Source organism: Metabacillus rhizolycopersici, from assembly GCF_020075705.1.
On sequence record NZ_JAIQUM010000114.1, the window covers coordinates 1 to 10,949 of the forward strand.

The following is a 10,949-nucleotide window of genomic DNA, read 5'->3' on the forward strand; positions in this document are numbered from 1 at the left end:
TTTCATGTTCGTATCCTCTACATAGAAATTGCGTGAATAAACCGTTGGATTCATGTTGTTGGGATAAGATTTTAATTCCTCTTTTTCGCATTTGCTTTTCTTTATCTTTCAATTCCCTTTTGATTTCGTTTCCTACAGATTTGAGCTGAGCGTTATATAATAACCACATATGTAATTCATTTTTTTGCATCACATCTAAGTCTTGGTCTAAAAGTTTTAGTAAAATAGGAAGAATAATGACCCTCTTAACTAATTCAATTTCCTTGGATTGAAGATAAGGTGCGGGAGTCATGATAGAATCACCTCACTAAAAGAACACTTGTTCTTAGTATCTTATTCATAATAACAGAATATTTGTTCGTTTTCAACGTATGAATATTTACAAATGATGATTTGATTGAAATGGAGGTTTATTAGATGTGTGGGCGCTTTACTCTCACGATTACGTTTGAAGAATTAGTAAAAAGATATGCGATTGAAGATCAGGGAACGCCTTTTCATCGTCCTAGATACAATGTGGCTCCTATGCAGCAAGTACCAGCGATAATCAATGATGGAAGTAAAAATCGTCTAGGAGAATTAAGATGGGGGTTAGTCCCATCTTGGGCTAAAGATGATAAATTTGCAGGAAAAACGATTAATGCTAGAGGGGAAACCTTGTTAGAAAAACCATCCTTTAAAAATCTAGTTTATCGAAAAAGATGTATTATCCCAGCGGATTCCTTTTTTGAGTGGATGAACGTTGAAGGGCAAAAAAGACCGATTCGATTTTTGAAAAAAGATAATAGTATTTTTAGTATGGCAGGACTTTATGATACTTGGATTAATCCAACAAACGGAGCAAAAATGAATACATGTACAATTATTACGACCACTCCCAATAAACTAGTTTCGCATGTTCATGATCGGATGCCTGTTATTTTGAAGAAAGAAGATGAACAAAAATGGCTGCAAAGAAATGAAGTAAATGTGAAAGAATTATTGAGATTACTAATGCCATTCCCTACTGAAGAAATGCTAGCATATCCAGTTTCTACACTGGTTGGAAATGTGAAAAATGAAGGTCCAGAATGCATTGAACGGATCAAAAAAATAAATTAAAAGTGTATTTCTACCTTAAAATGTAATTGTTGCTTTGAAATTAAGTTTGATCAAATAGCTACTTATAACCTTGATAAACGAACAAAAAGAAAAAGCATGTTTTGAAAAAAAGATTGAGCAAAACATGCTTTTTCTGAATTCAATTTAGTCATCCTTTTAATTTATTTCGACCGGTGTTTATTTATGAAGAAAACAGGGTTTAAATGAACGAAAGTATGACATATTAAGGGAAAGAACCATTTGGAAGGGAGAATTTTAGTGGATTATCTATCTCGCGAACAAATTATGAATGAATTACAACAATCCTTTCAACCATATTTAAATAAGTACGGAATTGAAGATATCGGTATTTTTGAAGAAGAAGGACAAGACGATCGCTACTATCTTGGATATACAACTCGAAAAGATGGCAAAACCCATCATATTCATCTGCCTTTTCAAAAAAATAGTGATGGTGGGTTATCCCCAATTGATAGTAAGTGGACGGTAGAATCAGACAATCCACTGGAAAAAGATCTTAAAGAATTTGAAGATCTAGATCATGTATTCCGCGAAATATACTAATAATTACTTAGATTACTTAGGTGAAGGGCATAGGAAAACCTCTTCACCTACAAATTTTTAAAAGTGTAAGCTGTACAATCCCAATGTTTGCTGCTCGTCGTTCGCTGGTCTTGCCGTCCTATTTTTTGCAACTCTTTTGCAACAAATTTGTTAAACCATCTGTGTTTCTATTTTTGTTATAAAGGCCCGATTGTGGAATAATACTTAGATTTAAACGACTTTATTGTTAAATTTTTAAGTGCGGTGAAGTATTTCACATTAAAAAATTAATCAATTTTATTTTAACCCCGTTCTAAAATCAGAATGGGGCTATGCGTGTTTAAGGTTTTAAAATTAAATAACTTTATTGTCACTTTACATTAATTGATTTTATGATTGAGATCATGTTTTAGTTATTCCGTTATAGGGCGCAAATCCGGAATAAATATCAGCACCCTTCTTGCGTATAAGGGACAGATTGTTGAAATATGGTAAGATGTAGATAGTTTTACTGTTAATATATTCCGTATGTAAAGTCGGTTAAACAATAAAGAAAGAGATGGAGATTTATGGAAAAGCAAAATTTATTCAAGTGGAAACATTATCAACCCGATATTATTCTTCTTACTGTCAGATGGTACCTACAATACAACTTGAGCTTTCGTAATCTTGTAGAAATGATGGAGGAACGAGGATTATCGATGGCTCACACGACCATTATGCGTTGGGTTCATCAGTATAGTCCTGAATTAGACAAGCAACTTCGCCATCATCTAAAACGTACAAATGATTTATGGAGAGTGGACGAAACGTATATCAAAGTAAAAGGGCAATGGATGTATCTGTATCGTGCAGTGGATTCTGAAGGAAACACCATTGATTTTTACCTAAGCAAAACAAGAGACCAAAAGGCTGCAAAGTGCTTCTTCAAGAAAGCTTTGCGTTCTTTTCATGTTTCTAAGCCTCGTGTCATCACTGTCGATAAAAATCCAGCTTATCCTGTAGCCATTCAACAGCTAAAAGACGAGCAAAAGATGCCTGAATGCATCCAAATGAGACAAGTGAAATATCTCAATAATATCGTAGAACAAGATCATCGTTTCATTAAGAAAAGAGTACGCTCCATGCTAGGATTCAAAACGTATGAAACTGCTATTTCAATAGTACGTGGCATTGAAGCCATGCATATGATGAAAAAAGGACAGGTTCACCAACAACAGGTGAAGTCTGTCCAAAATCGAAAAGAATTCATTGATAAACTGTTTGGCATCGCATCATAATCCGTAAGTTAGCAAGAAATTCATGTCCTATGTTTTTTTGAAATCATCTTTGCACCAGAACCGAAATTCATATGTGATGTTCCTTGATGAGAATTAAGCTGCACTATTTCCACGTAAGCGATCTAATAAAACCGCGGCAACAATTACTCCACCTTTGACAACAAGCTGCCAATAATAGTTAACGTCCATTAGAGTTAAGCCATTACTAATAACTCCCATAATTAATACCCCAATGATCGTTGCTTGTATCTTTCCTTTACCACCTGTTAAACTAGTTCCACCCAAAATAACCGCGGCAATTGCATCTAACTCATACATTTGACCTGCAGTTGGTTGACCAGAATACAACCTGCCAGCTAAAACGACCCCACCTAAACCTGCTAATAATCCACTTATGGAATAAACATTAATTAATGACTTCTCAACCTTAATGCCTGTTAATCGTGCTGCCTCTTCATTTCCACCAATTGCATAAATATGGCGGCCAAACATGGTATACTTTAAAACATAAAACATAACGACATAAACAAACAGCATGATATAGATAGGAGTTGGTATTCCGAAAATAGCTCCGCCACCAATGAATTTGAACGTTTCATTTTGTAAAACGATCGGATAACCACCACTAATGACATAGGCAAGACCACGAACATATGTAAAACTACCTAGTGTAACAATAAATGCTGGTAATTTCGTTTTAGCAGTGAAAAATCCATTTATTAGTCCTACTGCATACCCTATAGCCACACCTGATAGCATTGCAATAAAGGGGTTAACGCCTGCAGAAGAAACCATAACTGAAACAACACCAGATAAGGCAACTGTTGATCCGACCGACAAATCAATTCCACCAGTTAATATAACAATCGTCATTCCAGCAGCTAGCACGGCAATAATTGAAACCTGCTTTAAGACATTTAACATATTGGCGGTTTCTAAGAAATTAGGCGCTGTAAAAGAAAGTACGATACATAATAATATTAAAATCATAATCATGCCTAATCGATTCCATAACCCGTGAAGGACATTCCCAACATGAAGGCCTTCTCTTTGTGATATTGTTTGAGTATTTCCCTTCATTTTCTTTACTCCCCCTTAGTAGCTAAGTACATAATTTTTTCCTGTGTGGCTTCTTCTCTCGAGAGTTCTCCTGTTAATCTTCCTTCGCACATGACGAGGATTCGATCACTTACTCCTAAAACTTCCGGAAGCTCAGATGAAATCATTAAAACTGCCAAGCCATTTTCGGCAAGCTTAGAGACAATTTTATGTATTTCGGTCTTAGCACCAATATCCACGCCTCTCGTGGGTTCATCAAGCAGTAATACTTTCGGTGCGATGGACAGCCATCTAGCAATCACAACTTTTTGTTGATTACCACCACTTAAGTTCGATACCTGCTGTTCCGGTGAGGCAATTTTTATGTTTAGTTCTTTTATATAACTATCAGCGGTAGCATCCACTTCTTTCCAACTAACAATTCCTGCCTTAGTATGCTTTTTCAACTCTGCCATTAAAATATTCTCTTTTACTGACATAGATAAAAATAAACCTTGCTCTTTCCTGCTTTCAGGTACATGAGCAATTCCATTAGCAATTGCATCTATTGGGGATTGTATTTTAACAGACTTTCCATCTACGAATATTTCCCCACTTTTCAACTCAGATGCACCAAATAGAGCCCTAACTAACTCTGTTCTACCCGCACCTACAAGCCCTGCTAAACCAATAATTTCACCTGGATAAATTTTAAACGAAACGTTTTTAACAATGGTGTTATCAGAAACATTTTTCAGTTCTAGAATAGGGGAACTACTTTTTGAAAGTTTTTTAGGATCAGACGACTTATCTCGATTAAACAAATCTTTTAAATCACGACCTACCATTAGCTTCACAAGGTGATCGGGGTTTGTCTCTTCAATGGGGCCACTTGCAATCCACTCACCGTCACGTAAGACAGTAAATCTATTAGCTATCTTAAAGATTTCTTCCATTCTATGAGAAATATAAACGATGGCAACACCCTGTTTTTTTAAATCCTCAATAATATCAAATAGTTTCGTAATTTCTTTATCTGTTAAAGAGGCTGTTGGTTCATCCATGATAAGAACCTCTGCCTTAAAGGATAACGCTCGGGCGATCTCCACCATTTGTTGTTGAGCAACGCTTAGGGTTGAAACCAATTGGCGTGGATTAAGATTAGACCCCATTGAATCTAACACCTTTTGTGCACTTTTATGAACCTCGCCCCACTTAACCATTCCTAAACGATTTCTCGGAAATGTTGAACCCATTAAGATATTTTCACTAATCGTCAAATTTGGAGAAAGGTTTAACTCCTGATGAATGACACTTATTCCTTTGTTCCTTGCATCAACAGGATCCTTCCACAAAGTAGGCTGACCTTTAAAATAGATTTTCCCACCATTATTATCAGGTGTATGGATCCCTGCTAGAATTTTCATAAAAGTTGACTTTCCGGCTCCATTCTCGCCCATTAATGCATGTACTTCACCTGGATAAAGTTCAATTTTCACATTGTTTAATACGGTTACACGTGAGAACGTTTTACTAATCCCTTCCATATTCAACACTGGATTCTTATGACCATGTTGAACCTTCAATAACCTTTCTGTAACAGCCATACTTTTATCTCACCCCTTTTTTAATTTTTAAAAGGCTGAATAAGGGCTCTTTCCTTATCAGCCCTTTTGATTGGAGGAGGCTTACCACCCTTGGTAAGAATCTAATTTATCTTGAGTAACAAGTTTAACCGGAACTTTAATAAGATCATCTACATCTTCACCATTTTTCACTTTTATTCCAATTTCAACAGCCTTTTTCATCATTTCACTTGGTGATTGTGCTGAAGTCGCCTTAATAGTACTTCCCTTTTTTGCCATAGCTTCTGTCACTTCAGGAGCACCATCTACGCCTACAATGAAAAATTCATCTTTACGATCAGCTTGCTCTTGAGCAATTTCAACTCCGATTGCTTCAGGGTCATTGATAGCAAATACTGCGTCAATAGAGCCTGATGGATTAGCTTGTAAGATACTTTCCATAACTGTTAATGCCTTTTCACGATTTCCTTCGCCGTTTTGCTTCGCTAATATTTTAATTTTAGAATCTTTAATAGCATCCTCAAACCCTTGAATACGGTCTGTTACTGCTGAAACAGGAGGTCCATCAATAATAGCAATGTTTCCTTTTCCACCTAATTGTTCAATGACATATTCTCCAGCAAGTTTACCAGCTTGATAGTTATCCGATGTAACAGTAGCATCGACACCACCTTCAGCATTCGTATCTACAGCGATTACAGGAATACCAGCGTCTTTTGCTTGTTGAACAGCTGCTGCAATTCCTTTTGTATCAACAGCATTTAATAAAATAACATCTACTTTTTTTGTAATGAAGTTTTCAATTTGAGAAGTTTGTTTTGCGAGATCATATTCAGCACTTTCAACAAAAACATCTGCACCTAATTCTTTCCCTGCTTCTTCAACTCCTTTTGACATTGCAACAAAGAAAGGATTGGCCAAAGTACCTACAGTTAATCCGATAGTTAACTTTTTGTCACCTTTTTGCTTTTTGTTATCATTCGTAGATTCACTTGATGATTCACTAGCGCTACTACAGGCAGTCATCACAGCCATTACAAGCATTACAACCAGTATTAATAGAGTTCTTACATTTTTTTTCATTATGATCCCCCTAATTTTTATAGACTTAAAAGATTACTTAAAGGAAGTTAGATATTGTTACCGCTTTCAGTTTTAATTACATCACCTCCTTAAAAAACATTTTTAGGTTGAGCAAACAGATCTATAATCCTTTCTGCTAGTCTATTACTGGTATAAATCTACCAGTAAGCGTTTTCGTTTTTTGAAAATAAAATCATTTCATTGATTATTTTCGGAGTTTTATATGATTGTTTTTGATTGTTTATGCACGTTTTTGGTTGTTTTTTGTTAATTCAGATTATATTACGGGTGTTTTAAATTGTCAATAATGCCGTATTTAACCAAAAAATATATAGATATAATGAAATATTTAATATTCAAATGGAAGGACTCACACATAGTGGTATCTATTCAATGATTCTTGGTAATCTTTTCTATATACAAAAGAGCTTACTTCTTATGCTTATTTATTATATTGATAAAGGGGTGGCTAAAAATTTAACTAAAACTATTTTGTTACCATTAGTAACTAGAGCTATTTATGAAGGTAAAAAAATCAAATTGTCATTTTAAGAACTACGTTTGGAAAATTGACCACAAAAAAAAGCTGATACTCAAAAAAGTCTAAATTAGACATGAGTCAGCTTTCATTACTTGCTTTAAACGATAACGATCAGGTAAGACAGTAACTAGAAGTTTTCTTATTACTTTACGATAATAATTTCAGTTTTCTTCTTATATTTTTCAAATTTTATGGTATCTTTTTCATTCGTAATAATTTTTGTCTGCTCTAATTTTGCAAACTTAGAAAATGATACTTCTCCAAATTTTGTATGATCTGCTAATATAAAAGCCTCACGTGACAAAGAAATAGCTTTTTCTTTCATTTTATTTTAGAGATTTTTTATAGAACAAAAGCTCACTATACACAAGGATATTCTCTATTAATTGTCCTTCCTAACCCATTTTCTAAAAATATCAGGATTCGAAAATAAAAGTGCTAAAAGAATGATTAATATGCCAATCTTATGCTGCAAAAATAATGGATCTTTTAAAATAATATAGCCTAAAATTACACCAATAACCGGGTTAATATAGTTGCTAAAAGAGGCAAACAATGCTCCCTCTTCTTGAATTAAGAGATTATACAGCATATAGACAATTCCTGCATGGAATATACCTAAAATGATAATATATATTACTTGTGAATGATTGATATCGATTTGTAATGGCTTTTCAAAAAGGAATACCATTGGCAATAAGACAATACTAGCAATCCATAAAACATTTCTCATATGGACCACCGGAGAACCATCTTCTAATTTTTCCATTAGAATTAAAGACAAAGCAAAACTTATGGCAGCAAGAGTGAGCAACACATTACCCAATATATTACCTGAAACGTTCATAATTCCTTGCGTTGGCCACGATAAGATCACAATTCCTAAAAATCCTAATACTATGCTGACTATTTCAAATTTGCTTGCTTTCTTTTTGAAGAGCAATACGAAAAATACTAATGTGAAGATTGGGACCATTGCGATTAGCATAGATGCAATACTGCTCGATACGTACTTTTGGCCTTGTGCAATAAGAATAAACGGCAAGACTACTTCAAAAAGTGCAATCCAAAAATATTTTTTAGTATTGGTTGTGGAGTTTTTCTTTGATTGGAACAGACTAATCACTGATAAACAAATTGCACCGATCAGTGCTTTCAAAGCAGACAACGAAATGGAACCTACATCATTCGTTACTAATTCCACGAAGAAAAATTGAGACCCCCAAATGAAGCTTATGATTAGCAAGAGACTATATTTTTTCATTTGATTTGCCCCTTGCACCAAAATAGTTTGTACCAACAACACCGATGATAATGATAATTGATCCTGCTATGTGGTATAAATGAAATTCCTCTTTTAAAAAAATGACCCCTGCTAAAATGGTAATGAGCGTAGCAAAATTACTGAAAACACTCATTTTCGATGCGTCTATTTTTGATAAAACATAGTTGGAAAGATAGGACGTTCCTAAAGACGATAGGATACCTAAATATAAAATGGCAAGAACAAAATCCCAGTGCCCAAAAGGTTGCATAAATTGATGGACTGCTCCATTCATTACATGGTTTGTCAGTGCCAGTCCATTAAAAGCTATAAACCCAAACAAGGTCATGATATATGTGATAGTGAATAACGAATAGCGTTGTGTTAACTTTCTGGCAAATACGTTGTATAGTGAGGCGGTAAGTGCTGAAAGTAAAATTAAACCAGTCCCGAGGAGACTTGTATTTGTGCCCCCTGCCCCGTTCATGTACATAATATACATCACACCGAGTACAGATAAACCAATCGCTATTTTTTGACTACGTGTAGATGTTTCCTTTAAAATGATACTTGCAAAAATCAACGTAAAAATTGGTATTGTTGCTTGAATAATACCAGCTTCCGATGAAGATGTATGCACTAACCCAAATACTTGAAAAGCAAAAAAGAGTGTCGGATATAAGATGGCTAACAAGGCAATCCGCAGTACATCTTTTTTTGTTACTTTGATCGATTCTTTTTTTAACACGAACAACACTGTGGCAGCGATCCATGCAATGGTAAACCGATGAGCCAATGTATCTAACGGTGTTGCAACCGTTAATGTCACTTTAACAAACATAAATGACAATCCGATAATGATTGCATAGATGGTTGCTGCGATATATGCATTTCTATTTTCAATCATTTCGATTACCCCCTTATATTGATCCGGCCGGTACCATTATCGTAAGAGATAATAATAACCTTTACGATATAAAAAATACACATCTGTACCGATACAGATGTGCAAGGAGGTTTATGATGCTTAAATATGAATCAATCTATCAATCACTTCTGATGCAAATTCAGTCTGGTAAATTTTCGACCGGTGCAAAATTACCATCCATTCGAAATTTAACACAACAATATTCTTGTAGTAAAAGCACTGTATTGACCGCTTTAAAAAAATTGGAGGAGCAACATATTATTTATGCCCTACCGAAAAGTGGTTATTATGTTGTGGATAATCACGCCTTCAAAACCCCATTGTCCACTGACATAATTGACTTTGCAAGCGCATCTCCTACTTGGCATGCATTTCCTTATAAAGAATTTCAACACTGCATAAATAAAGCAATTGATACCTATCAAGAAGAATTATTTCGCTACGGAACGCCAAAAGGTTGGCCGCCACTCATAGCAGAAGCTAAAAAACTGTTAGAATCTTACCAAGTATTCACGCATAACGAACAAATTCTCATCACTACAGGTGTTCAACAGGCTCTTTCTTTAGTAAGTATGATGCCCTTTCCAAATAATCGTTCCACCATTCTAGTTGAACAACCTAGCTATCATTTATATATGGATCTGCTGAAAACCTTACAGCTGCCAGCAATAGGAATTCAACGTACTGAGAAAGGTATTGATTTAGGTCGACTAGAACAAATATTTCATGAAGAAGATATTAAATTTTTTTATACAATGCCACGCTTCCATAATCCTTTAGGATCTTCATACGGTAAAAAAGAAAAAGAGGCTATTTTACAATTAGCAGACCAATATAATGTATACATTTTAGAAGATGATTATTTAGCAGATTTTGAATTCAATCCGAAGAATGACCCTCTTTTTGCTGATGATCACCACGATAAAGTCATCTATTTAAAAAGTTTTTCAAAAATTATGTTTCCTGGGTTAAGAGTTGGATTGGCGGTTCTTCCTCCTTCAATTATTGACATTTTTCAAAAACACAAAATGACAACGGATATCGACAGCTCTATGATTTCACAAGCCGCATTATATCTCTATTTGAAAAATGGTATGTTTGAACATAATAAAACAAAAGTCAGTAACATCTATCATACACGTGCGAAAATTCTGCATCAATCAATACAAGATCATTTATCTACGTACGAATCATCATCAGAAATTGTAATGCATAGTCATATTGGGCTGCCCAAGCGTGTGAATTTGAAATCATTTGTTTATCATTTGCATGAAGAAGGCATATATCTGGATTCAGTTGAAAGAAATTATTTAGATGACTTTTACCACGAACGGATTTTGAAGTTGAATGTTTCAAATGTTGACGCCCATCGAATTGAAGAAGGAATTAGGAAAATTGCAAGTGCATTAAAAAATCCTCAAAACTACTTTTTATAAATTCTTTCAGCAAGGCAAAAACGGTTCTGGTGCAAATACAATAACAGTTTGAAAAAATGAATAGATTCCTTTCGGAATCCTTCTTTATGCTGTAAGCCCAAACAATTGATATATAAATTCTTTCAGGTTTTGGACAGACTTCTCCCCTA

General features: G+C 34.7%; 10 protein-coding genes. 4 read left to right on the forward strand and 6 right to left on the reverse strand.

The window, feature by feature from the left end:
* A partial coding sequence (locus K9V48_RS25460) for a YhjD family protein (protein ID WP_224141899.1) occupies positions 1–292 on the reverse strand: 292 nt, incomplete at its 3' end.
* A 125-nt stretch (positions 293–417) separates the two neighbouring features.
* On the opposite strand from K9V48_RS25460, the gene K9V48_RS25465 reads away from it, so the two are divergent.
* From K9V48_RS25465 to K9V48_RS25475, 3 genes are all read left to right on the forward strand, one after another.
* Entirely contained in the window at positions 418–1,101 is a 684-nt protein-coding gene (locus K9V48_RS25465) for an SOS response-associated peptidase (RefSeq protein ID WP_224141900.1), read from the forward strand.
* A gap of 258 nt (positions 1,102–1,359) precedes the next feature.
* Positions 1,360–1,665, forward strand: a complete 306-nt coding sequence (locus K9V48_RS25470; RefSeq protein ID WP_224141901.1) for a DUF5634 family protein — start codon at positions 1,360–1,362, stop codon at positions 1,663–1,665.
* A 548-nt stretch (positions 1,666–2,213) separates the two neighbouring features.
* Complete coding sequence (locus K9V48_RS25475; protein WP_224141902.1) at positions 2,214–2,924, forward strand: IS6 family transposase; 711 nt, start codon at positions 2,214–2,216, stop codon at positions 2,922–2,924.
* Positions 2,925–3,017: 93 nt separating this feature from the next.
* Here K9V48_RS25475 and K9V48_RS25480 read toward each other — a convergent pair whose 3' ends face one another.
* From K9V48_RS25480 to K9V48_RS25500, 5 genes are all read right to left on the reverse strand, one after another.
* Positions 3,018–3,920 carry an ABC transporter permease gene (locus K9V48_RS25480; protein ID WP_224141908.1) on the reverse strand — a complete coding sequence of 301 codons (903 nt, stop codon included), beginning with the start codon at positions 3,918–3,920 and terminating at the stop codon, positions 3,018–3,020.
* A gap of 89 nt (positions 3,921–4,009) precedes the next feature.
* The gene (locus tag K9V48_RS25485; RefSeq protein ID WP_224141903.1) at positions 4,010–5,569 is read right to left on the reverse strand and encodes a sugar ABC transporter ATP-binding protein; all 1,560 of its coding nucleotides are present in this window, start codon (positions 5,567–5,569) and stop codon (positions 4,010–4,012) included.
* A gap of 81 nt (positions 5,570–5,650) precedes the next feature.
* The gene (locus K9V48_RS25490; RefSeq protein WP_224141904.1) at positions 5,651–6,631 is read right to left on the reverse strand and encodes an ABC transporter substrate-binding protein; all 981 of its coding nucleotides are present in this window, start codon (positions 6,629–6,631) and stop codon (positions 5,651–5,653) included.
* Between the two features lie 923 nt (positions 6,632–7,554).
* On the reverse strand, positions 7,555–8,436 hold the full coding sequence (locus tag K9V48_RS25495) for a DMT family transporter (protein WP_224141905.1): 882 nt from the start codon (positions 8,434–8,436) through the stop codon (positions 7,555–7,557).
* Positions 8,423–9,343 (reverse strand): DMT family transporter, encoded by a 921-nt coding sequence (locus K9V48_RS25500; RefSeq protein ID WP_224141906.1) that lies wholly within the window; start codon positions 9,341–9,343, stop codon positions 8,423–8,425. The genes K9V48_RS25495 and K9V48_RS25500 overlap by 14 nt, the downstream gene beginning before the upstream one ends.
* A gap of 116 nt (positions 9,344–9,459) precedes the next feature.
* Between K9V48_RS25500 and K9V48_RS25505 the strand changes: the two genes are divergently transcribed.
* Positions 9,460–10,800, forward strand: a complete 1,341-nt coding sequence (locus K9V48_RS25505; protein WP_224141907.1) for an aminotransferase-like domain-containing protein — start codon at positions 9,460–9,462, stop codon at positions 10,798–10,800.
* Positions 10,801–10,949 lie beyond the last annotated feature (149 nt).

What these genes read in the sequence shown, in the direction of transcription:
- K9V48_RS25465 (WP_224141900.1), top strand. Translation starts at nt 418, where the DNA reads ATGTGTGGGCGCTTTACTCTCACGATTACGTTTGAAGAATTAGTAAAA.
- K9V48_RS25475 (WP_224141902.1), top strand. Translation starts at nt 2,214, where the DNA reads ATGGAAAAGCAAAATTTATTCAAGTGGAAACATTATCAACCCGATATT.
- K9V48_RS25480 (WP_224141908.1), bottom strand. Translation starts at nt 3,920, where the DNA reads ATGATTATGATTTTAATATTATTATGTATCGTACTTTCTTTTACAGCG.
- K9V48_RS25485 (WP_224141903.1), bottom strand. Translation starts at nt 5,569, where the DNA reads ATGGCTGTTACAGAAAGGTTATTGAAGGTTCAACATGGTCATAAGAAT.
- K9V48_RS25490 (WP_224141904.1), bottom strand. Translation starts at nt 6,631, where the DNA reads ATGAAAAAAAATGTAAGAACTCTATTAATACTGGTTGTAATGCTTGTA.
- K9V48_RS25495 (WP_224141905.1), bottom strand. Translation starts at nt 8,436, where the DNA reads ATGAAAAAATATAGTCTCTTGCTAATCATAAGCTTCATTTGGGGGTCT.
- K9V48_RS25500 (WP_224141906.1), bottom strand. Translation starts at nt 9,343, where the DNA reads ATGATTGAAAATAGAAATGCATATATCGCAGCAACCATCTATGCAATC.
- K9V48_RS25505 (WP_224141907.1), top strand. Translation starts at nt 9,460, where the DNA reads ATGCTTAAATATGAATCAATCTATCAATCACTTCTGATGCAAATTCAG.